The sequence below is a fragment of the Burkholderia sp. BCC1640 genome (assembly GCF_902833125.1).
GTDB classification, from domain to species: Bacteria; Pseudomonadota; Gammaproteobacteria; order Burkholderiales; family Burkholderiaceae; genus Burkholderia; species Burkholderia diffusa.
This window is the reverse complement of sequence record NZ_CADFEF010000008.1, coordinates 144,825-167,628: the sequence shown is the minus strand read 5'-3', so window position 1 is coordinate 167,628 and position 22,804 is coordinate 144,825. Positions and strand designations below refer to the sequence as shown.

17 protein-coding genes are annotated in these 22,804 nt (G+C 69.6%); 13 read left to right on the top strand and 4 right to left on the bottom strand.

The features are described 5' to 3' along the window. Positions 1 to 229: 229 nt before the first annotated feature. The gene (locus HWX25_RS11605; protein ID WP_175908570.1) at positions 230 to 1,858 is read left to right on the top strand and encodes a methyl-accepting chemotaxis protein; all 1,629 of its coding nucleotides are present in this window, start codon (positions 230 to 232) and stop codon (positions 1,856 to 1,858) included. Here HWX25_RS11605 and HWX25_RS11600 read toward each other — a convergent pair. Further along, entirely contained in the window at positions 1,831 to 2,940 is a 1,110-nt protein-coding gene (locus tag HWX25_RS11600) for an AGE family epimerase/isomerase (protein WP_175908569.1), read from the bottom strand. The two genes, HWX25_RS11605 and HWX25_RS11600, sit on opposite strands and share 28 nt — an antisense overlap. Before the next feature lie 106 nt (positions 2,941 to 3,046). Between HWX25_RS11600 and HWX25_RS11595 the strand changes: the two genes are divergently transcribed. The 4 genes from HWX25_RS11595 (at position 3,047) to HWX25_RS11580 (ending at position 6,193) form a co-directional block, all read left to right on the top strand. Continuing rightward, a complete protein-coding gene (locus tag HWX25_RS11595) occupies positions 3,047 to 3,745 on the top strand; it encodes an MgtC/SapB family protein (RefSeq protein ID WP_059528748.1) in 699 nt (232 codons plus the stop codon). A gap of 104 nt (positions 3,746 to 3,849) precedes the next feature. Further along, positions 3,850 to 5,223, top strand: coding sequence for a flagellar hook-length control protein FliK (locus HWX25_RS11590; protein ID WP_175908568.1), 1,374 nt, complete (start codon positions 3,850 to 3,852; stop codon positions 5,221 to 5,223). Between the two features lie 175 nt (positions 5,224 to 5,398). Beyond that, complete coding sequence (locus tag HWX25_RS11585; RefSeq protein WP_175908567.1) at positions 5,399 to 5,554, top strand: hypothetical protein; 156 nt, start codon at positions 5,399 to 5,401, stop codon at positions 5,552 to 5,554. A 159-nt stretch (positions 5,555 to 5,713) separates the two neighbouring features. Further along, positions 5,714 to 6,193, top strand: coding sequence for a GNAT family N-acetyltransferase (locus HWX25_RS11580; protein ID WP_175908566.1), 480 nt, complete (start codon positions 5,714 to 5,716; stop codon positions 6,191 to 6,193). 168 nt (positions 6,194 to 6,361) lie between these two features. On the opposite strand, the gene HWX25_RS11575 is transcribed toward HWX25_RS11580, so the two are convergent. Beyond that, on the bottom strand, positions 6,362 to 9,172 hold the full coding sequence (locus HWX25_RS11575) for a heavy metal translocating P-type ATPase (protein ID WP_175908565.1): 2,811 nt from the start codon (positions 9,170 to 9,172) through the stop codon (positions 6,362 to 6,364). 380 nt (positions 9,173 to 9,552) lie between these two features. On the opposite strand from HWX25_RS11575, the gene HWX25_RS11570 reads away from it, so the two are divergent. Together HWX25_RS11570 and HWX25_RS11565 are read left to right on the top strand one after the other, a co-directional pair. Then, on the top strand, positions 9,553 to 10,992 hold the full coding sequence (locus HWX25_RS11570) for a DUF1254 domain-containing protein (RefSeq protein WP_175908564.1): 1,440 nt from the start codon (positions 9,553 to 9,555) through the stop codon (positions 10,990 to 10,992). Between the two features lie 152 nt (positions 10,993 to 11,144). After that, positions 11,145 to 14,954 carry a DUF748 domain-containing protein gene (locus HWX25_RS11565; RefSeq protein ID WP_175908563.1) on the top strand — a complete coding sequence of 1,270 codons (3,810 nt, stop codon included), beginning with the start codon at positions 11,145 to 11,147 and terminating at the stop codon, positions 14,952 to 14,954. 69 nt (positions 14,955 to 15,023) lie between these two features. Here the strand turns inward: HWX25_RS11565 and HWX25_RS11560 are convergent, their stop codons facing one another. Continuing rightward, a complete protein-coding gene (locus HWX25_RS11560) occupies positions 15,024 to 15,245 on the bottom strand; it encodes a hypothetical protein (protein ID WP_059448952.1) in 222 nt (73 codons plus the stop codon). A gap of 290 nt (positions 15,246 to 15,535) precedes the next feature. Between HWX25_RS11560 and HWX25_RS11555 the strand changes: the two genes are divergently transcribed. Beyond that, a complete protein-coding gene (locus HWX25_RS11555) occupies positions 15,536 to 17,212 on the top strand; it encodes an alkaline phosphatase family protein (protein ID WP_175908562.1) in 1,677 nt (558 codons plus the stop codon). A 117-nt stretch (positions 17,213 to 17,329) separates the two neighbouring features. Here the strand turns inward: HWX25_RS11555 and HWX25_RS11550 are convergent, their stop codons facing one another. Further along, positions 17,330 to 18,226, bottom strand: a complete 897-nt coding sequence (locus tag HWX25_RS11550) for a LysR substrate-binding domain-containing protein (RefSeq protein WP_059815126.1) — start codon at positions 18,224 to 18,226, stop codon at positions 17,330 to 17,332. Positions 18,227 to 18,388: 162 nt separating this feature from the next. Between HWX25_RS11550 and HWX25_RS11545 the strand changes: the two genes are divergently transcribed. Genes HWX25_RS11545 through HWX25_RS11525 form a run of 5 tightly spaced genes read left to right on the top strand, consistent with a single transcriptional unit; the run spans position 18,389 to position 22,770 of the window. Then, on the top strand, positions 18,389 to 19,240 hold the full coding sequence (locus HWX25_RS11545; RefSeq protein ID WP_175908561.1) for an ABC transporter permease subunit: 852 nt from the start codon (positions 18,389 to 18,391) through the stop codon (positions 19,238 to 19,240). A 7-nt stretch (positions 19,241 to 19,247) separates the two neighbouring features. Continuing rightward, complete coding sequence (locus tag HWX25_RS11540) at positions 19,248 to 20,279, top strand: ABC transporter ATP-binding protein (protein WP_175908560.1); 1,032 nt, start codon at positions 19,248 to 19,250, stop codon at positions 20,277 to 20,279. A 35-nt stretch (positions 20,280 to 20,314) separates the two neighbouring features. Further along, entirely contained in the window at positions 20,315 to 21,403 is a 1,089-nt protein-coding gene (locus HWX25_RS11535; protein WP_175908559.1) for an extracellular solute-binding protein, read from the top strand. A 10-nt stretch (positions 21,404 to 21,413) separates the two neighbouring features. Continuing rightward, the gene (locus HWX25_RS11530) at positions 21,414 to 22,244 is read left to right on the top strand and encodes an ABC transporter permease subunit (protein WP_175908558.1); all 831 of its coding nucleotides are present in this window, start codon (positions 21,414 to 21,416) and stop codon (positions 22,242 to 22,244) included. Continuing rightward, positions 22,222 to 22,770, top strand: coding sequence for a TIGR00725 family protein (locus tag HWX25_RS11525; protein WP_175908557.1), 549 nt, complete (start codon positions 22,222 to 22,224; stop codon positions 22,768 to 22,770). Before HWX25_RS11530 ends, HWX25_RS11525 begins: the two co-directional genes overlap by 23 nt. The last annotated feature ends 34 nt before the right edge of the window (positions 22,771 to 22,804 follow it).

The window sequence follows — 22,804 nt, the reverse complement described above, 5'->3', positions numbered from 1 at the left end:
AAGGGGGCTGCGGATAAGCAAGGAAATTCGTCCGCATTTCGCGTGACGGCCGGCGCGATGCGACGCGATTACTGCGCCGAACGCGCGCGTTGTCCTCGTTTGCCGGCGATTCGACGGGGATGGCGGGGACTGGCCGGGCGCCACTCGCCGGATGTTCCTAAAGTCCGACGAAGAAATGCCGCTAATGCCGGGGCATTGCTCCATCGTCGCCTCTCCAGGAATCTCCCCCATGTTCGGAAAAATCAAGCTCGCGTCGGGTCTGCTCGGCGTGTTGACCGTGTTTTGCCTCTTTCTGTTCGCGATCGAGGCGCTCGGCTTCTGGGCGCTCGCATCGACGCGCAGCGGCGTCGACGATCTGTCGAACGTCGCGATCGCGCAGGTCGACGCGGCCAGCCAGGCGACCGAGCGCCTGCTCGACGCACGCGTGAACCTGTCGCGCGCGGGCACGCGGATGGTGCGCGGCGGCCCGAAGCCCGACGAGATCATCCGCCATGCCAGCGCTTCGCTCGCCGAAGCGGACAAGGCGTTCGCCGCGCTGACGGCCGCGCAGGCCGTCGACGCGACGAACCGCGCGCGCGTGGCGGCGCTCGCCGAGCGCTATCGCGCGCTGCGCGGCGCGCTGGGCGAACTCGTGCAGTTCCTTGACGCCGACAACATCCAGGCGTTCCTTGACCAGCCGACGCAGGGCTTCCAGGACGCATACCTCGCCGAACTGCACCGCTTCGCCGACTACGGCGCCGCGTCGAGCCGCGACGCGCTCGCCACGATCGATAGCGGGATTCAGTGGTTCAAGTGGGTCGGCATCGTGCTGCTGGTGGCGATGCTCGCCGCGAGCGCGGCGATTTACGCCGCCGCGCGGCGCGCGGTGGTCGCGCCGCTGGACGAGGCCGGCCGCCATTTCGAGCGCATCGCGCAGGGCCGGCTCGACGAAGTCGTGCGGGCAGGCGGTGTGTTCGAGATCGACCGGATGTTGCGCGGCCTTGCCACGATGCAGGCGAGCATCGCGGACACCGTGCGCACCGTGCGTCACGCGTCCGACGCGATCCACCTCGGCGCGGGCGAGATCGCCGGCGGCAACGCGGACCTGTCCGCGCGCACGGGCACGCAGGCCGCGTCGCTCGAGGAAACCGCCGCGAGCATGGAGGAACTGACCGCAACCGTGCGCCAGAACACCGACAGCGCGCGTGCGGCCAGCGCGCTGGCCGACGCGGCGCTCGACGCGACGCGCCACGGCGGCGGCGTGGTCGACAGCGTGATCGACCGGATGCGCGGCATCGCCCAAAGCTCCGGGCGCATCGCGGAGATCATCTCGGTGATCGACGGCATCGCCTTCCAGACCAACATCCTCGCGCTGAACGCGGCGGTCGAGGCCGCGCGGGCCGGCGAGCAGGGCCGCGGCTTCGCGGTGGTCGCGGGCGAAGTGCGCTCGCTCGCGCAGCGCAGCGCGCAATCGGCGAAGGAAATCAAGGCGCTGATCGAGGAGTCGGTCACGCAGATCGACGGCGGCTCGGAACTCGTCGAACGGGCCGGCGACGCGATGCGGACGGTTTCGGCGTCGATCACGCGGGTCGTGCAGACGATGTCGGAGATCACGGCCGCGTCGGTCGAGCAGAGCGTCGGCATCGAGCAGGTCAATCAGGCGGTCACGCAGATGGACCAGCTGACGCAGCAGAACGCGGCGCTGGTGGAGGAGGTCGCGGCGGCGGCCGCGTCGCTGAACGACCAGACCGCGCACCTGATGCAGGCGGTGTCGGTGTTCGAACTGGGCGACGCGCGCGCGGCTCGCGGTGTCCGCGACGAGCGCGCGTCGTCGTCGTTTGCCGGCGCCGGTTACGAAACGGCGGGCAGCGCCGCGTAAGCGGTCGCGAGGTGGTAGGGCGTCGTCGACGGCATGTCGGCGCGCGACACCTGCCCGTCGGCCGTCTTGCACTCGAACCAGCCGCGCGGATGCAGGAAGCGCGCGGCGAAGCGCTCGATCTGCTGCGCGAGCGGTGCGGAGGCCGGCGTGCCGCCGTGCGTGGCGAGCGCGCGCAGGTATTCGGTCTGAGCCCAGATCCGTTGCGTGCCGTCGATGCATGCGCCTTGCGCGTCGACCGCCGCGCACACCGCGCCCGTTTGCGGATCGATCCCGTGCTGCTCGGCGAACGCGAACGCGCGCGCGAGCGCGTCGGGGAGCCCGGTTTGCGCGAGGCGCACGCCGGCCGCATCGACCAGATAGAACCATTCGAACTGATGGCCGGGCTCGAAGCGGTTGTCGGCCGCCCCGAGCGGCAGTTCGGCGACGCAGCCGGTCGCCGTATCGACGAACGTGCGCTCGACGGCCTGCGCGGTGCGCACGAGCGCATCGTCGAACGCCGCGTCGCCGAACGCATCGGCGGCCGCGAGCCATGCTTCGGTCAGGTGCATCAGCGGGTTCTGCAGCGCGCCGCTGCCCGACGACGAGAAGTCGGCGTGACGCGCGGCGTCGAGCAGCGCGTCGCCCGGCTGCGGCGCGAAGCGGTCCTGGATCAGCGCGGCGGTGTCCTCGGCGACCGTGCGCGCCGCGGCGTCGCCCGACGCCGCATGCCATGCGGCACACGCGAACACGACGAACGCGTGCGTATAAAGGTCCTTGGTCGTGTCGAGCGGCGCGCCTTGCGCATCGACGCTGTAGAACCAGCCGCCGTGGCGCGGGTCGCGGAAGCGGCTGCACAGCGAGTCGAACAGCGTGGCCGCGTGCGCGGTGTGGCCGGCCTGCGCGAACACGAACAGTTGTCGCGCGCATGCCATTGCGCGATAACGGGTGACGGGCAGCGGTGCATAGGTGGCCGGATCGACGGCCTCGAACGGCAGCCGCAGCGTCTGGTCGAACCCTGAACCCTGCCAGATCGGCAGAATGACGTGCGCAAAATGGTCGCGCAATCGGGCGGCCTGGGCGGAAGCGGAATCGGGAACGGACATGGCGGGGTTGAGCGCTTGGATCGAATTGAGTCGGCGCGGAGCGGCGCGGCCGGGGCCAAGGATAAACCATTCCGCGCGGCAGTCTTCAAAACGGGAGAGAAATCGAATGCTCGGCAACCTGGAACTCGTGATGCGCCTGGTCCTCGCGGCGGCGCTCGGCAGTGTCATCGGCTTCGAACGGGAGCGCCTGTCGTGGGCGGCCGGCCTGCGCACGCACATGCTGGTCTGTGTCGGCTCGACGCTCATCATGATCGTGTCGGCGTTCGGTTTCGCCGATGTGCTGGGCAGCAGCGACCACATCGTGCTCGATCCGTCGCGGATCGCCGCGCAGGTGGTCTCGGGCATCGGTTTCCTCGGCGCGGGCTCGATCCTGCTGCGCGGCGAGATCGTGCGCGGGCTGACGACGGCCGCGAGCCTCTGGTCGGTCGCCGCGATCGGCCTCGCAGTGGGCGGCGGACTGTACGTCGCGTCGATTTCCGCGACGATCATCATTCTGATCATCCTGGCCGGCATCAAGCCGCTCGAGCGCCGCTACTTCACGGTGCGGCAGCGGCGTCAGCTCGCGCTGACGGTGGTGGGCGGCGCGTTGACGTTCGATTCGCTGCACGCGGCGCTCGGCCCCGACAGCGCGCGCGTGAAGCAATTCATCGTGCAGCGCGCCGACGACACGGGCGAGCACGACGAGGTGCGCATCGCGCTCGGGCGCGTGTCGGATCTCGAATACCGCGCGATCTGCGACAAGCTGCGCGGGCTGTCGTGCGTGACGCGATTCGAGGAAGGCGGCGGGTTGTCGGGCGACGAATAGACGGCATCCGATCGGCCGGATCGGCGATCGGTCATGCGACAATGGCCGGTCACTGATTCCGTTCGACATCCGGTTCCGCGTTCGCGGACCTGTAATCCGACTCCATGACCGAATCCGTTTCCCTGCCTCGCTCCCGTTCCCGCTCCGACCGCTCGTCGGCCCGTTCGCGTCCGCGTTCCGTCGCGGCCGCGGCAGACACCGCCGCGAGGGCAACCGCGCGGTCCGGCAACGCGACGGGCGGCGATGCGCCGCGGGACGAACGTACGCTCGACCTGTTCGGCGATCCGGTGCTCGAGCCGGCTGCGCGTGGGCCGGTGGGCTCGCGCGATGACGGGGCGGTGGATGCCGACACGGTGGCCGCCGTTGCCGACAGCAATGACGGCGGTCGGCAGGCGACGCTGGATGGATTCGGCACGCCGGGCGCCGACGGCGGGGCCGTTGCGAAAACGACGGCGTCTGCGTCGACGCGCGAAAGCGGCGACGTGGCCGATGCCGATGCAACGAAGCCCGGCGAGACGCGGCTGCCCAATGGTGTCGCCGCGACTGCAGCCGACGAGCCGGCAACCGACGGCAGCCAGGTGAAGACCGGCGGGGTGGCGGAAGCAGGCGACGCGGCCGGGACGCACGCCGATCGTTCGACGGCGAATGCCGGAGCGGCGGAAGGTGCGGTCGATGCTGTCATCGGCGACCGACCCGTGAAAGCGGGCGGTGAGCCCGAAGGCGCCGCCGTGCCGGCAACACGCGACGAAGCAGTGCGAACACCTGGCGAGACCGCGAAGGGGCGTCGCGCATCCTCCGGCGGCAAGCGCCGTGCAGCCGCTGGCGCGCGCGAAGCGATAGCGGCGCGTGGCGCGCCGGAAGTGGCCGCCGTCGACGCGGAGGCGGAAGCGACCCCGACGCAGCACCTTGCGCCATCCACTGAACGGTCGGCGACCGCAGAACCGGCCGAGCCCGAGGTTGCCGCAGTTGCCGCGAGTGCCCGTGACGCCGCGCAAGCAGCCGCAGCGCCGGCCGCGCCGTTCGCGCAGCCTGTTGCGTCCGCGGCGTCGTTCGTGACGAAGCCGTCGGCGGAACGTGCGCAACCGGCCACGTCGAGCGCGTCGGCCTTCGATCCCGACACGCAACTGCGCCCGCTGTCGGACCGGCTCGCCGCGCTGCAGGCCGAGACGGCCGGCATGAAGCAGGCGGCCGATCGCGAGATGCGTCGCGTCAACCGGCTGCTGCTGGCGCTGGCGATCGTCGTGTTCGCGGGGCTCGTCGCGCTGGTGCTGCAAACGCGGCAAATCGCGCACCTGAAGCAGGAAGTCGACGCCCGGCAGCAGCGGATCGACCGGCTGGCTGCCGACCTGTCGACGCAGCAGGCAACGCTGATGACGCTCGCGGAACACCACGAAGCGATGCTGTCGCAGGTCGACCGGCTGCAGCGCAATGCGAATCGCGAGGCGGCGGCCGCGAAGCGTGTGCGTCGAACGCACTAAATCGTCCGACCCTACCTGCAAACACCGGCGTGACAAGGCGCGTCGGTGCGGACCGTCGGTCAGCGGTGGCGCGGGTGCGGCAAACTGATGCGGTGAGCTGGCAGAGTTCAGGGAAAACCCTTAGAATGGCACCCATCTAAGGGAAAACCCTAGAATCATCTGTCAGGAGTCTCACATGAGCTTCATTCTTGCCCTGCTGCAAAAGATCGACGACCTGTTCGTCTCCCCGCACCTGCCGCTCGACGCGGAATATTCGTACGCTGCACGTCACGCCGAAGCCGAGCGCGTGCGTCGTGCGAACCGCGTTCCGACCGTCCTGTACCGTCGCTGATTCGCTGATTCGCTGATTCGCTGATTCGCTGATTCGCTGATTCGCTGATTCGGCGCGGCGCTCGCCGCCTCTGCCTGCCCGTTTTCCACCGCCGCATCGCGCGCCGGTGCGACCGTCCCGCTACACTGGAAGTCCGACTTCCCTCGCGACACCCGGGCCATGCTGCAGATGCGGCCGATGACGGCCGGTGAATTCCACGCATACCGCACGCGCGCCATCGACGGCTACGCGCGCGATCTCGTATCATCCGGGCAGAACGCCACCGACGACGCGCAGACCCGCGCCCGCGCCTGCTTCGATACGCTGCTGCCCGATGGCCTGCTCACTTCCGGCCAGACGCTCGTCCAACTGATCGACGCCGACAGCGGCGACACGGTCGGCGACCTCTGGTACGCGATCGTGCCCGAAGGGCCGAACCGCACGCTGTTCATCTACGATCTCGACATCGTCCCGACCCGGCGCCGCCAGGGCTGGGCCACGCGCGCGCTCGATGCACTCGAGGCCGAGGCGCGCCGTCATGGTGTCACCGAAATCGGGCTGTCGGTGTTCAATCACAACACGGCGGCCCGCGCGTTGTATCGGGCGTGCGGCTTCGTGCCGATCACGACGACGCTGATCAAGCCGGTCGTCCAGAGCTGAAGCCAGCACGCGCGCGTCGGTGACGCGCGTTGTCGTTGTTCGGCCGCCTTCCAATGATCTGTCCCGACGCAGCGCATGCAATTTGCGCCACGCCGCTCGGCAAGCCATTTCCGATACGACAAGCGCCGGGCCGTCCATCGAACGACCCGGCGCTTGTCGCGGCCCGCATCAGCGTGCGCGGCCTTTCCATCTCCTCAGCAGCAGCGCGTTCGTCACGACGCTGACGCTGGAGAACGCCATCGCCGCGCCCGCGATCACCGGATTCAGCCAGCCGAGCGCCGCGAGCGGCACGCCGATCAGGTTGTAGACGAACGCCCAGAACAGGTTCTGCTGGATCTTCCGATACGTCCGCTTCGAGATGTCGATCGCATCGGCGACGAGCGCCGGGTCGCCGCGCATCAGCGTGATGCCGGCCGTATGCATCGCGACGTCGGTGCCGGTCGCCATCGCGATGCCGACGTCGGCTGCGGCGAGCGCGGGCGCGTCGTTGATCCCGTCGCCGACCATCGCGACGATTCCGCCGTGCGTGCGTTTCAGTTCGGCCACCACGCGTGCCTTGTCGTCGGGCAGCACCTGCGCATGCACTTCGCCGATCCCGAGCGTCGCCGCGACGGCCGCCGCGCTGCCGCGGTTGTCGCCCGTGACGAGCACGCTCGCGACGCCACGCGCCGACAGTGCCGCGATCGCGTCGCGCGCGCCCGGCTTCACGGTGTCGCCGAACGCGATCAGCGCGAGCAGCGCGCGCGGCGCGTCGGCACGCATCAGCCACGAAATCGTGTTGCCCGCGCGCTCGAGTTCCGCGGCACGCGCGTCGAGTTCCGGCGGCACGACGATGCCGAGTTCGTCGCGCCAGCGGGTGCTGCCGAGTGCGAGAATCTCCCCGCCGACGCGCGCCTCGACGCCGCGTCCGGCCACCGCGCGCGCGTCGGCCGCGACGATCTCGGCCGAACCCGCGCCGCCGCGGGCCACGACGTCCGCATCGTGCGCGGCGACCACGGCGCGCGCGAGCGGGTGGTCGCTTTGCCGCTGGACCGCGGCCGCGAGAGCGAGCGCTTGCTCACGTGGGATGCCGACGGCGTCGAATGCCGTCACGGACGGTTTGCCTTCGGTCAGCGTGCCGGTCTTGTCGAACGCGATCACCGTGGTGCGCTGCGCGAGTTCGAGCGCCAGGGCGTCCTTGATCAGCACGCCATGGCGGGCCGCGACGCCGGTGCCCGCCATGATCGCGGCGGGCGTCGCGAGGCCGAGCGCGCACGGGCACGCGATGACGAGCACCGCGACCGCGTTGAGGATCGCCGTTTCGATGCCGGCGCCGGCGATCAGCCAGCCGCCCAGCGTCAGCACGGCGATGCCGAGGATCGCCGGCACGAACACTTCGCTGACGCGATCGACGAGCCGCTGGATCGGCGCCTTTTCCGCCTGCGCGGATTCGACGAGGCGGATGATGCGCGCGAGCGTCGTCTCCGCGCCGATCGCGGTGGTTTCGACGACGAGCGCGCCTTCGCCGTTGATCGAGCCGGCCGTGACCGGATCGCCGTCTTCCTTCGGCACCGGCAGGCTTTCGCCGGTGATCAGCGATTCGTCGACGTGCGAGCGGCCCGACGCGATCCGGCCGTCGACGGGCACACGCTCGCCGGGACGGATGCTGACGGTCGTGCCGACGCGCACTTGCGCAAGCGGCACGTCGCGCTCGACGCCGTGCTCGACGACGCGCGCGCGGTCGGGACGCAGCGCGTTCAGCGCGCGGATCGCCTCGGTCGTCTGGCGTTTCGCGCGCGCTTCGAGCCATTTGCCGAAGCGCACCAGCGTGATGATGACGGCCGATGCCTCGAAATACAGATGGCCGGGGTGCGCGGGGTCGCGCAGCAGCATCCACAGGCTCAGGCCGTACGCGGCCGACGTGCCGAGCGCGACGAGCAGGTCCATGTTGCCGGTGCGTGCCTTCACCGCATGCCAGGCGGCGCGGTAGAAGCGTGCGCCGAAGCCGAACTGGACGACCGACGCGAGCACGAGCTGCAGCCAGCCGGGCAGCATCGCGTCGATGCCGAACGGCGCGACGAGCATCGGCACGATGAGCGGCACGCTCAGCACGGCCGAGCCGATCACGAGATTGCGTTCGCGGATCGCTTCGCGGCGCTTGCGGGCGTCGGGGGCTTGCGCGGGTTCGGCGGCGCGGGCTTCGGCGTCGGCCGAGGCGTCCGCGTCCGGCGCAACGGCGAGCGATGCCCGATAACCGGCCGTCGTGACCGCCGCGATCAGCGTGGCGGCGTCGAGCGCGCCGGCGCCATGCACCGACGCGCGTTCGGTCGCGAGATTGACCGACGCGCGCGTGACGCCAGGCACGGCGGCCAGCGCCTTTTCGACGCGGCCGACGCAGGATGCGCACGTCATGCCGCCGATGTCGAATTCGAGATCATGGGAAGCGGCCGGCGGCGGCGCGGCGACCGGTGTCGCGCCGTAGCCGGCTTGCCGCACGGCTTCGGCCAGTTGCGACGCGGAAACGTCCGGTGCCGCGTCGACGGTCGCGCGCTCGGTGGCGAGATTGACGGACGCGCGCGTGACGCCGGGCACCTTCGCCAGCGCCTTTTCGACGCGCGACACGCACGACGCGCAGGTCATGCCGTCGATGTCGAGTTCGATGCTGGCGGCGGGCGCGGGCAGGGCGCTCGCCGCCGTTTCCGGCCGGGCGGTCGCGTGCATCGCGTGCTCGACGTGCGCGGACGCAACGGCTTCGACCGCCGCTTCGCGCACGGCCGCGCGATAGCCGGCGGCGTCGACCGCGGCGACGAGCTGCGCGGGCTCGACCGTGTCCTGCGCGGTCACCGTCGCCGCATGCGCGTCGAGATCGACCGCCGCCTCGACGACGCCCGGCACGGCGGCCAGCGCACGCTGCACGCGGCCCGTGCAGCCGCCGCAATGCATGCCGTCGATGGACAGTTCGATCGTTTGCATGTCGGCGGAGGCGAGTGGTTCAGTCATGTCGGATTCCCCAAAAGCGCGGTTCGTGCCGCGAATGACTCCAGTATCAACATTCCCATGATGGGAAGGTCAAGGGGTGGCGATGCAATACAGCATCGTGCCGACGGCCGGCCCATTCTCGCCCGACCTGCCGCCCCGCGAAGGCGGCGGGCGGCTCCGGACAAGGGTCGGATCAATGGAACTCCGGGCCGACGACAGCCCGGCTACCGCTGCGCCCGATATTCGGCATATTGGGGGATGCCCTTAGGCGCTATGATACCGGCCTGACATCAGCGCCCGCCGAGCGAAGCGGCGACCGGGCACGCTGGGGTGCCTTGCTTTCGCCGATCGTGAGTCGAACAAGGCGTTGACTGACAAGAACGATATTCGGCCAGTACTCAATGATTGAAAACCTACGAGAATCAATTTCTCTGCGGCGCGCGGCAGGCGCGTCGCTGGCTCTGGCGGCGCTGCTGGCGGGATGCGCGTCGCAACCGGACGCGATCCAGCGGAAAACCGGCTGGATGCGTGCCGAAGTGGCCGACTCCTATGTATACGCGTATCCGCTCGTGCTGATGGACGTCGCGAAGGAAGCCGCGACGGGCGGCGACAGCGCGCAGCCGGGCCAGGCGCCGCTCAACACGCTGCGCCACGCGCAGGCGCTGCCGCCCGTCGGCGCGCTCAACCCGCCGCTGCCGGGCGTCGACACGCTCGACTCGACCGGCTGGCTCGACGTCGGTGCCGAGCCGGTGATCGTCACGCTGCCGGATACCCGCGGCCGCTACTGGGATGCCCGCGCGCTCGACATGTGGACGAACGTGCTGTGGTCGTCGTCGAGTGTGGCGGCGCGTGGCGCTCGCGGCGCCGCGCGATCGCAAACGATTGCCTTCGCCGCGAAGGACTGGCAGGGCACGCTGCCGAAGGGCGCATTGCGTATCGACGTGCCGTCGGCCAACGCGTGGCTCGAGGTGCGGTTGCAGACGAGCGGCGGGCGCGACCTCACGAACGTGAAGAAACTGCAGCGGGCGATCCGCGTGGTGCCGCTGTCCGTCTATATGGGCAGCACGCGTGGCGCGTCGGTCGCGGTCCATGCGGGCAGCGCGCCGTTGGAAGCGGCGAGCGGCGGCACGCCGGCCGAGCAGGTGGCCGCGCTCGATCCGAAGGCGTTCTTCACGCGCTTCGCGCGGGCGCTGCAGGACAATCCGGCACCGGCCGACGACGCGCACGCGAACGAATTGCTCGGCGACATCGGCGTGACGGCCGGCTACCCGGTGCTATGGACGGGTGATCGCCTGAACGCCGCGACGGCCGGCGTCGCCGAGGCGCGCGCGCGGCTCGCGACACCGCCGTCAAACCTGCTGAACGCGAACGGCTGGAGCTGGATCGGCGACACGGCCGGCAAGTACGGCCAGGACTACGCGCTGCGCGCATACGCGGCCTATACGCAGTTCGGCACCGCGACGCGCGACGACGAGACGCTCGCGCTCGTGCGCGTCGATAGCGACGGCCACACGCTGAACGGCGCGAACCGCTACGTGCTGCACTTCGCGCCGGGCGCGCTGCCGCCGGTGCGCGGGTTCTGGACGCTCACGCCGTACACGACGAACGGCGCGCTGCCCGACGTCGGCTCGGCGCGCCGGTCGCTGGGCGACCGCGACCGGCTGCGCCGCAACCACGACGGCTCGATCGACGTGGTCGTGTCGGCGTCGCCGGGCGGCACGCACGCGGCCAACTGGCTGCCGGCGCCGCGCGCCGACTTCGCGCTCGCGCTGCGACTCTACGCACCGAAGCCGCAGGCGAGCGACGGCTCGTGGATGCCGCCCGTCGTCGTCCGAAAGTGAACCGACGGGCGCCGCCGCTGTCCGACCCGCGGGCGCGGCGGCCTCGCCCGAGCGTCGTTCCGTCACCACCTGAGCCTATACTTTCGGGATAGCGTGCGCGGCCGTGCCGGTTTTCCGGCGCGGCCCGGCATCCATTCCCGAGGCATCCAAGCATGTCAAGCGCAGACAAAGAAACCGTACCCTCGACCTTCCACGCCCTCGGCAGCGTTGCACGCTCGCGCCGGACCCGACGTATCGGCCTCGGCGTGCTGATCTTCCTCGTTGTATTTGGACTGCTCGGATTCTTCGCGGCGCCGCCGCTGATCCGCCACATCGCCGAACAGCAACTGAGCCAGCAGCTCGGCCGGCCGTCCACTGTCCAGCGCATCGCGCTGAACCCGTACACGCTGAACCTCGAAGCCGACGGCGTGCACGTCGGCGAGCGCGGCGGCCAGGGCGACTTCATCGACATTGGCAAGCTCGTCGTGCGGCCGTCGTGGTCGTCGCTGTTCCGCGGCGCGCCGATCGTCAACGAAGTGCGCGTCGACTCGCCGCGCTTCCATATCGTTCGCTACGACGCGCAACGCTTCAACTTCACCGACCTGATCGAGAAGTTCTCGACGCCGTCCAAACCCGAAAGCAAGCCGACCCATTTCTCGGTGTCGAACATTCAGGTCAACGACGGGCGGATCGACTTCGACGACCGCCTGCTGAACGAAAAGCACGTGGTCGACAACTGGACGCTCGGCATTCCGTTCATCGCGACGCTGCCGTCGAAGACCGACATCTTCGTGCAGCCGAAGCTGCGCGCGCGATTCGACGGCAGCCCGATCGCGATCGACGGCAAAACGAAGCCGTTCGCGCTGTCGCGCGAATCGGAAGTCGCGCTGAAGTTCGACCGGCTCGACGTGCCGAAGCTGATTTCCTACGCGCCGGCGAAGCTGCCGGTGATCGTCACCAGCGGCCTGCTGAGCAGCGACCTCACGCTGAACTTCGTGATGAGCGGCGCCACGCCGTCGCTGCGCGTGTCGGGCACCGTGGATCTCAACGACGCGAAGGTGACCGACCGCGCGTCCGCGCCGCTGTTCGCCGCGCGCGGCGTGCACGTCGCGGCCGCCGGCCTCGAGCCGCTGCGCAACGTGCTGCATTTCGACGAGATCCGGCTCGACCAGCCGGTCGTCGACCTGGCGCGCGACAAGCAGGGCGTGCTGAACGTCGAGAAGCTCGCCGGCACGCCGGCCGCCGCGCCGAAGGCCGACGCGGGCAAGCCGGCTGCGTCGGGCGCCGCCGCATCGACCGTCGCCGCCAACGCCGCCAACGCCGCGAGCGGCGCGAAGGCCGAAGCCGCCGCGAAGGAAGCGCCGCCGCTCGACCTGACGATCCGTCATTTCGCGATCGACGGCGGCACGATCAACGTCGATGACCGCGTGCCCGCGACGCCGACCGCGCTGTCGCTGACGAAGCTCGCCGCGACGCTCGACGGCTTCACGCTGCAGGGCAAGACGCCCGCGAAATACATGCTGTCGACGTCGCTGTCGCGCGGCGGTGACGTGAAGGCCGAAGGCGCGTTCAGCCTGGCGGCGAAGCAGGCCGACACGAAGCTGACGGTCGACGCGCTCGCATTGCCGGCGCTGCAGCCGTATCTCGGCGAGGCGACCCGCGCGCGCGTGCTCGACGGCACGCTCGGCGCGAGCGTCAACGCGAAGGCCGACTGGGGCAAGACGCCGCTCGACGCGCAGGTCGCCGACAGCACGGTGAGCCTGAAATCGCTGAAGCTCGCGACGCCGGACGCGAAGGCGCCCGCGATCGTGCTGCCCGACGCGAGCGCGAAGATCGCGAAGGTCGACGTCGCCGCGCGCACCGCGGAAATCGCGAGCGTCGATGCGACCGGGCTCGCGCTCGACGTGAAGCGCCTGAAGGACGGCAAGATCGACCTGGCGGCGCTGGCCGAACCCGCGCAGGCGGCGGTGCCCAAGCGCACGGTCGCGCGCAAGGCCGAGGCAGCCGCGCCGTCGTGGCATTACCGGATCGACGCGCTGAACGTGAAGGAGTCGTCCGCGAACTTCACGGACCTGTCGACGCCGCGTCCGGTGAAGCTCGCGATCAAGCCGCTCGACCTGTCGGTGCAGAAGATCAGCGACGACATGACGAAGCCGCTGCCGGTGCAGCTGAAGGCGACGCTGAACCGCAAGGGCTCGGTGAACGTGTCGGGCGACGTGACCGCGCAGCCGCTGAAGCTCGGCCTGAAGATCAACGGCAACCGCCTCGACGCGGCCGCGTTCGAGCCGTACTTCGGCAGCGCGCTGAACGCGACCATCGCGAGCGCGCTGCTCAACGCGCAGGGCAACCTGACGTTCGCGCAGGTGAAGGACACGCCGCGCGCGACCTATCGCGGCGATGTCGCGCTGGTCGACGTGCGGATGCTCGACAAGGCGACGTCCGACCCGTTCGCGGGCTGGCGCTCGCTCGCGCTGTCGAACCTGAAGGTGAACTACGACGAGAAGGGCACCGACGTCGACGCCGCGCGCGTGACGTTCTCGAACTTCTACGGCCGGGTGCTGCTCGATGCGCAGGGGCGGCTGAACCTGAAGGACGTCGTCGCGAAGGAGACGGGCCCCGCGCAATCGCTCACGCGCGACGCGAGCAAGGGCGAACCCGTGCCGCTGTCGCCGGGCGTGACGCCGCCGGCCGCCGCGCAGGCCGCATCGGCCGCGGCCGTGCAGCAGGCGTCCGCGCCGGCCGCCGCATCGGCGACGGTCGTCGTGAAGGCCGCGCCGCCGCCGCAGAATCCGGTGCGCATGCATTTCGGCCAGCTCCTGCTGCAGAACGGCCGCGTGACCTACACCGACAACTTCATCAAGCCGAACTACACGGCGAATCTGGTCGCGATCAAGGGGACGGTCGGCGCGTTCGGCACGGACTCGACGACGTCCGCGCCGGTCGACGTCGCCGCGAACCTCGCGGGCAACGGGCCGATCTCGATCAAGGGCTCGGTGAACCCGCTGATCGACAAGCCGGCGCTGGACCTCACGGCGACCGCGCACGACATCGAGCTGACCAACCTGACGCCGTATTCGGCGAAGTACGCCGGCTATCCGATCACGAAGGGCAAGCTCAACGTCGACCTGCACTACCAGCTCGCGAACGATCAGCTGCAGGCGAACAATCACATCTTCATCGACCAGCTCACGTTCGGCGATCACGTCGAGAACGACACGGCGACGAAGCTGCCCGTTAAGCTCGCGATCTCGCTCCTGAAGAACACGCGCGGCGAGATCGACGTGAACCTGCCGGTGTCGGGCTCGCTGTCGAATCCGGAGTTCAGCGTCGGCGGGCTGATCTGGCGCGCGGTGCTGAACCTGATCGCGAAGGCCGTCACGTCGCCGTTCACGCTGCTCGCGAACGCGTTCGGCGGCAGCGGTGGCGAGGATCTCGGCTACGTCGAGTTCGCGCCGGGCACGTACGCGCTGACCGACGCGCAGCAGAAGAAGCTCGACACCGTCGTGAAGATGCTGACCGAAAAGCCGTCGATCCGGCTGGACCTGATCGGCCGCGTCGATCCGGCGAAGGACACGCCGGGGCTGCGCGACGCGTACGTCGAGCGTCTGGTGCGTCAGCAGAAGCTGAAGGACGTGGTCGGCCAGGGCGAGAGCATCGATCCGATGTCGGTGAAGGTCGAACCGGCCGAGTACACCAAGTACCTGACGCGTGCGTACAAGGCCGCCGACTTCAAGAAGCCGCGCAACCTGATCGGCTTGCAGAAGACGCTGCCCGATGCGGACATGAAGCAGGCGCTGGCCGATCACGCGCCGGCCGACGACAATGCGCTGCGCGCGCTCGCGCAGCAGCGCGCGCAGGCCGTGCGCCAATACCTCGACGGCAAGATCGATTCGAGCCGCATGTTCGTCGTGGCGCCGAAGCTCGATGCGAAGGGCATCGAGGACAAGGGCGCGACGACGCGCGTCGACTTCGGCCTGCAGTAAGCCGCGTCACGCCATCATCCGCCGCCGCCGCGCCCGACCGGCAATCGGGCGCGGCGGCGCGCCTTCCTGTCAGCGCTCGGCGATCGCCGGTTCGCGCTTGTCCAGTTCCTTCCTCGCGGCCAGCGGCAGGCGGGCGTCGTCCCACTGCGTCAGCCACTCGACTTCCTTCGCGGTGAACACCTGTCCGTAGTTGCGCAGCGCGTACTGCAGCGCGTCGACGACGTGATGGCGAATGATTTCGGGGGTACGTGCATCGTCCAGCACGAACCGGAGAGCTTCCAGGGTCGACATAGTCGTGCTCCGGGTCAGGGAAAACCCTTTATCACACGCCAATAGTCATGCGCCAAGCACGAAAAAAAATCGTGCGGCGGGCGATGGCGCGCACCATGCACCGGCCCGGTGCGCACGTCGCGGCGTGCGCCGGGTCACCCTGCATTGCGACGGCGTCGTGTCATTTGCGATTGGTTACGTTTGACAGAAAACAGAAAGCCCCGCTTCATCGGAGCGCCGCACGATCCGGCCATATTTTGCGCGCCTGTTGGCAGGTCACGCAGTTCAACGTCAATCGATGAGGTGGGGTGATGATGTCTTTCCTTGGTAAGCAGCGGAAGGTGGCGGCGATGGTGGCGGGCGCGCTGGCGCTCGCAAGCGCGGGTGTCTACGCCGCGCAGCAGGACGGCAACAGTCAGGGCGACGACGCCGGCCACGGCCGGCGCGTCGTGAAGCACGTGCTGCTGATCAGCGTCGACGGCCTGCACGAGCAGGACCTCGCGCGCTGCATCGGCGCGAACACGTGTCCGAACATCGCGGTGCTCGCGCAAACCGGCGTCACGTACACGAACGCCTATACGCCGGGCCTGTCGGATTCGTTCCCGGGCCTCGCGGCGCTCGTGACGGGCGGCTCGCCGAAGACGGCCGGCCTGTTCTACGACGTGTCGTACGACCGCAATCTGTATGCGCCGAGCGACACGACCTGCTCGGGCAAGCAGGGCTGGAACGTCGTGTTCGACGAGACGACCGGCATCGACGCCATCAACGGCGGCGCGCTCGTGCACCTCGACGGTGGCGGCGCGTTCAATCCGCAGGCGATCCCGCATGCGAAGGTCAATGGTCAGTGCGTGCCGGTCTATCCGCACAACTACGTGAAGACCAACACGGTGTTCGAGGCCGTCAAGGCCGGCGTGCCGAACGCATACACCGCATGGGCCGACAAGCACGCATGGGGCTACGACTGGCTGAACGGCCCGTCGGGCACCGGCGTCGACGATCTGATGCGCACCGAGATCAACTCGATCGACCCGGCGACGAACACCGCCTACACCGACGTCTATTCGCACACCGCGCGCTTCGACAACCTGCACGTGCAGGCGCTGGTCAACCAGATCGACGGCCGCGATTCGACCGGCACGAAGAACGCGCCGGTGCCGACGCTGTTCGGCGCCAACTTCCAGACGCTCAGCGTCGCGCAGAAGGCGCCGGTCGCGAAGGGCGGCGGCTATCTCGACGCGAACTTCACGCCGAACGGCCAGGTCGCGAACGCGATCACGTACGTCGACAACTCGATCGGCCGCATCGTCAACGAGTTGAAGCAGCGCAACCTGTACACGTCGACGGCGGTGATCGTCACGGCGAAGCACGGCCAGTCGCCGACCGATCACACGAAGCTCGTGAAGAACGGCGACACGCTGACGAAACTGCTCGAAGCGAACAACTATCTCGACCCGAACGGCAACTTCGGCCAGAACAACACGACGACGGGCAACCTGAACGACGGTTCGGGCCTGGTCGGCACGGGCTTCGTGCAGACCGACGACGTCGGCCTGATCTGGCTGCGCGACCGCAGCCAGCGCACGGCCGTGGTGCAGACGCTGAAGGCGAACCTCGGCTGCAACGCGCCGGGGATCTGCGCCGACGGCTCGCAGGCATACATCCTGTACGGCGCGGCGCTGGCCGACCGGTTCGGTGATCCGGCCAACGGCCGCACGCCGGACATCGTCGTCCAGCCGAATCCGGGCGTGATCTACACGTCGAGCACGAAGAAGGACGAGGAGCACGGCGGCAACGCGCCGGACGACAGCCACCTCGGCCTGCTCGTGTCGTATCCGGGCCTCCACCGCGCGCGCACCGTGAGCGATCTCGTCGGCACGAAGCAGGTCGCGCCGACCATCCTCGGGCTGCTCGGCGCCGAACCGAAGCTGCTGCACGCGGTCGTGGCCGAGAACACGCACGTGCTGCCGGGGCTCGGTATCGACCACTGACGCAACGTGACGGGCGCCGCCTTCGGGCGGTGTCCGGTACCGTGCACGCGGCGCCGTTCGGCTGATGGCCGGCGGCGCCGCATTTTTTTCCGCTTGACGATGCCGGCCAGGGCCCGTTCACGCCGTCGCGCATTCGTCGAGCATCCATTCCCTGAAACGCCGCAACGCGGCGCTCGTCTCGAGGCGCTCCGGCGCGTAGCACAGGTAGTGCCCCTGCGCGTCGACGTCGACGGGCGCGTCGAACGGTTCGACGAGCGCGCCGCTCGCGAGCGTGTCGACGATCAGGAAGCGCGGTACGAGCGCGAGCCCGAGCCCGGCTTGCGCGGCCTGGATCAGCACCGAATATTGTTCGAAGCGCGGCCCCGCGAGCGCGTTCATCCGGGCGACGCGATGGCGCTCCGCCCAGAGGGACCACGCGATTTCCGCCTGCTCGTGCACGAGCCGCGGCGCGGCGGCCGTGTCGGCGGGCGTGCGCAGCGCATGCCGTGCCGCGAATTCGCCGGAACAGACCGGCACGAACGTGCGGCCGTCCAGGTAATCGCACCGGACGCCTTCCCATGCGCCGTCGCCATAGCGGATCGCCGCGTCGAGCCCGAACGGAAACACGTCGCCGTGCGCGAGATGGCGGCGAAAACTCAGCGTGACCGCTGGCGCGACGGCCAGAAAGCGCGCGAGACGCGGCACCAGCCACTTCGTCGTGAAGGTCGGCACGCTTGCGATCGTCAGCAGGTCGCTGTCCTCGCGCGCGCTCAGCAATTCGATCGATGCGTTGCCGATCTCGCGCAGCGGGCCGATCACGCGCGCGTGATAAACCTGCCCGGCCCGCGTGAGCGCGAGATTGCGCCCCTCGCGCACGAACAGCTTCACGCCGAACAGTGCCTCGAGATTCGCGATCTGCCGGCTGACCGCGCTCGGCGTCAGGCCGAGCTCGCGCGCCGCATACGAGAAGTTCAGGTACTTCACGGAACTCGCGAACGCGTGCAGCTCCGCGACGTTGGGAAACAGGTGCTTCACGGCGAACTATTCCTTGCGCGCACAGAACGATGCGGGCGTTGTACGTTTTTTTCATGACGATGCCATGTCGGATCCGCACACTGCGTCCGTCATGACAACGCGTGCCGGCCCGGCCCGGCGGGCGTTGCGTGACCCGTTCCGTGTCCGTCAGCGAGATTCGCCATGCATTCGCCATCCGCTCCGGCCCTTGCCGAAGCTATTCCGATTCGTCGTAACAAACGGCCGCGCGCGATGGCGGGACGCCTGCTGCTGCGGGCGTTCGTCGCGGCGTTCGGGCTGTATCTCGCGCTGCCGATCGTGCTGCTGCTGATCGGCTCGGTCGGCCAGTCGTGGACGAACACGCTGCTGCCGACCGGCATCACGTCGCACTGGTTCGTCGATCTGGCCGCGAATCGCAGCTTCACCCGCGCATTCGGCACGAGCCTCGTGGTCGCGCTCGCCTGCTGCGCGATCAATGCCGTGCTGGCGCTGCCGCTCGCGTATGCGCTGCATCACCGCGCACTGGCCGGCCGCGGCTTCGCGGCGCGCATCGTGATGCTGATGCCGATCGCGGTGCCGGCGCTGACGCTCGGGTTCGGCTACATCGCGATCTTCAGCGGCGATGCGCTGCCGTGGCTCGGCACGCTGCCGCTGATGATCGCCGCGCACGCCGTGCTGACGCTGCCGTACCTGTTGCAGACGCTGCTGAGCGACCTGCGGCACCTGGGCCTCGCGCATCTCGAGGCATGTGCGGCGACGCTCGGCGCGACGCCGCTGCGCCAGTTCGTCACGATCGTGCTGCCGAACCTGCGGCACAGCCTCTTCTCCGGCCTCGTGATGGTCGCCGCGCTGTCGATCGGCGAATTCCAGATCTCGAACCTCATCGCCGGCTTCCGTTACCGCAACTATCCGATCGTGCTGCTGCAGGCGTTCTACGGCGCGTCCGGGATGGCCTGCGCGGCGACCGTCGTGCTGCTCGTCCTCGCCGTGCTCGCGACGCTCGCCTCCGTCTTCACCGTGCAACGCCTGAAGTGAAACCGTCATGAGTCTCGATTTCGAAAACGTCAGCTTCCAGTATCCGGGCGCCCGTCACGGCGTCGACGCGGTCACGCTGTCTGCGGCCCAGGGCGAACTGCTCGCCGTGATGGGCCGCAGCGGCTCCGGCAAATCGACACTGCTGCGCCTCGCCGCCGGCCTGCTCGACGGCTACCGCGGCCGTATCGCGATCGGCGGCCGCGACATGGCCGGCGTGCCGGTGTGGCAGCGCGAGGTCGGGATGGTGTTTCAGCACTACGCGCTGTTTCCGAACCTGTCGGTCGTCGACAACGTCGCCTACGGCCTGAAGATGCGCGGCATGGCCGCGGCGCCGCGCCGCCGCCGCGCGCTCGAGATGCTCGAACGTGTTGGCCTCGCCGCGCAGGCCGGGCGCAGCACGGCGCTGCTGTCCGGGGGGCAGCAGCAGCGCGTCGCGCTCGCTCGCGCGCTCGTGATCGAACCGAAGCTGCTGCTGCTCGACGAGCCGCTCGCGGCGCTCGACGCCGGCATTCGCCACCAGCTGCGCGACGAGATCCGCGCGCTGCAGCGCGCATGCGGCGCGACGACGCTGCTCGTCACGCACGACCAGGACGAAGCGCTCAGCATGGCCGATCGCGTGGCGATCGTCGACGGCGGACGCATGCTGCAGGCCGGCACCCCGCGCGACCTGTACGAGCGTCCGGCGACCGCGCAGGTCGCGCGTTTCGTCGGCCATTCGACGCTGCTGCGCGGCCGTGTGCTCGCACATGGCGCGGTCGACGTGCGGTTCACGACGCTGTGCGCGGATACGGGTGCGCACCGGCCGGGCGACGCCGTCGAGGTGCTGATCCGTCCGGAACACCTGCAGCCCGATCCCCCCGCGTACGTCGCGAACCGCATCGATGGCCGGGTCGGCGAGGTGCGCTACTTCGGCGCGACACAGCGCTTCGATTTCGTGCCCGCCGGCGCGACCGACGCACTGCTCGGCGAAGGGCGCGAACTGCCCGCGCGCTGCGTGTCGATCGAGCCGCGCCATCTGCTCGTGCTGCCTGCCGCGTGAGCGCGGGCGACCTATTCATTCAACGGAGAATCACGATGTCCGCACGCCGCCACTTCCTTCATGCGACGCGCCGCCGCCTGCTGGCGCTCTGCGCGTTCGCGACCCTCGCGCCGGTGCTGGCCCATGCCGCGCCGCTGTATCCCGGCGAGGATGCGCTGTACGAGAAGGCCGCCGACGAAGGGCTCGTCGTGTCGTTCGACACGGGCCCCGAGTGGGCGAACTGGAAGTCGCTGTTCGCCGAATTCCGCAAGCGTTACCCGAAGGTCGAGATCACGTACAACGACATCGGATCGGCGGCCACGGTCGTCGCGCTCGACAAGTCGCGACGTCGCCCGCAGGCCGACACGGCCTACTACTTCGCGGCGTCGGCGCTCGACGCGACGGCCAAGGACGTCGTCGCGCCGTTCAAGCCGGTCAATTTCGACAAGCTGCCCACGGTGTTCCGCGCGGCCGACGGCCGCTGGTTCGCGGTGCACTCGCTGAACATCGCGTTGCTCGTCAACAAGAAGCTCGTGAAGAACGTGCCGCAGCGCTGGTCCGACCTGCTGAAACCCGAATATCGCAATGCGGTCGTCTATCTCGACCCGCGCTCGACCGGGCAGGGGCAGGTCGCCGTGTTCGCCGCCGCCTATGCGAACGGCGGCAGCGTCGACAACCCGAAGCCGGGCGCGGAGTTCTTCGGCAAGCTGAAGCAGGCGGGCAACGTGCTGCGCGTCGAGGGGACGACGCCGTACGCGAAATTCGTCAAGGGCGAGATTCCGATCCTGATCGGCTACGAGAACGACGGGCTCAAGGCCAAGTACGCGGACGGCATGGGCGATGCGGCCGAAGTCGTGATCCCGCAGGACGGCAGCGTATCGGCGCCGTATGCGATGAGTCTCGTGAAGAACGGACCGAATCCGGCCGCCGCGCAGTTGTGGCTCAACCTCGTGATGAGCGACGTCGGGCAGGGGCTGTTCGCGCAGGGCTACGTGCGCCCGGCCGTGCCCGGCACGCCGGTCGCGCAGGACGTCGCGGCGAAGCTGCCGAACGCGCCGCAGGTGCGTCCGCTCGACGTCGCGAAGGCCGCGACGCACAAGGCCGAAGTCGACCAGCTCTGGTCGCAGGCCACGCTCGGCAAGTAAGGGGCGCGCGATGCGGGTTTCGTCCATGCGGGATGGCGTCCTGCGCCGCTACGGCGCGGCGCCGGCGGCCGCGCTGTTCGCGGTGTGCTTCGTGCTGCCGCTCGCCGCGCTCGTCGGCGCCGCGTTCGACGGCGGCGGCCGCGCGTTCGCCGCGGTGTTCGGCGATCCGCTCGTCGCCGACGCGATCGTGCGTTCGCTGGCGCTCGCGATCGGCGCCGGCACGCTGTCCGTCGCCGTCGGCGTGCCGGTCGCGTTCGTGCTGGCCGGGCAGTCTCCGGCGCGGCGCCGCTGGTCGCTGGCGCTGCTCGGCGTGCCGCTCGCCTTCTCCGGCCTCGTGATCGCGTACGGCTTCATCCTCGTGTTCGGCCGCGCCGGTTTCGTCACGATGCTGCTGGCGTCGCTCGGCGCGGACCCGACCGTGGTCGGCGGCGCGATCTACTCGATGCCGGGGCTCGCGTTCGCCTATGCGTATTACCTGATTCCACGCGTCGCGCTGATTCTCTACCCGGCGCTCGCGAATCTCGACCGGCGGCCGCTCGAGGCGGCGTTGACGCTCGGCGCGCGGCCGTGGCGCGCGTGGTTCGACGTCGCGTGGCGCGAGTTGTGGCCGTCGATCGCGTCCGCGTGGTGCCTCGTGGGTGCGATCGCGCTCGGCACGTACGGCACGGCGCTCGCGCTGGCCGGCACGCAGGTCAACATCCTGCCGCTGCTGATGTACCTGAAGCTGTCCGACGGACAGACCGATTTCTCGCAGGCCGCCGTGCTGTCGATCGTGCTAACGGCGCTTTGCACCTGCGTTCTTGCACTGGGGGAAGGACTTGCACGGCAACGACGTCATTGAATGGTCGAACGACACGCGCGCCGCGCTGGCGCAACTCGCGCAGCGACAGCGCGGCGCGCAACGGCACCGGATGCCGGTCGGCGTGATCGGGCCGCGCGACGCGACGCAAGCGCAGCTCGCCGTCGCCGAGCGGATCGCGCACGGGATCGCGGCGACGGGCCTCGCGATCGTCGGCGGCGGCAAGCAGGGCGTGATGGAGGCTGCCGCGCGCGGCGCGCGGGCCGCGGGCGGATGCGCGATCGGGCTGCTGCCCGAGGACGATGCGCGGGACGCGAATCCGTATCTGAGCGTCGCGCTGCCGACCGGGCTCGGCATCACGCGCAATGCGCTGATCGCGCGCGCGTCTGTGTGCCTGATCGCGGTCGGCGGCGGGCTCGGCACGCTGTCGGAAATCGCGCTGGGGCTGCAATGGGGCAAGCCGGTATTCGGGATCTGCGACGCGCCGCAGGTGGCGGGCGTCGAGCGTTTCGACGAAGCAGACCCGCTCGTCGCGCGCGTCGCGCGATGGTTGTCTGGTTCGGCGTAGATCGGCTTGAAATCGGGGGCATGACGCGCCATAT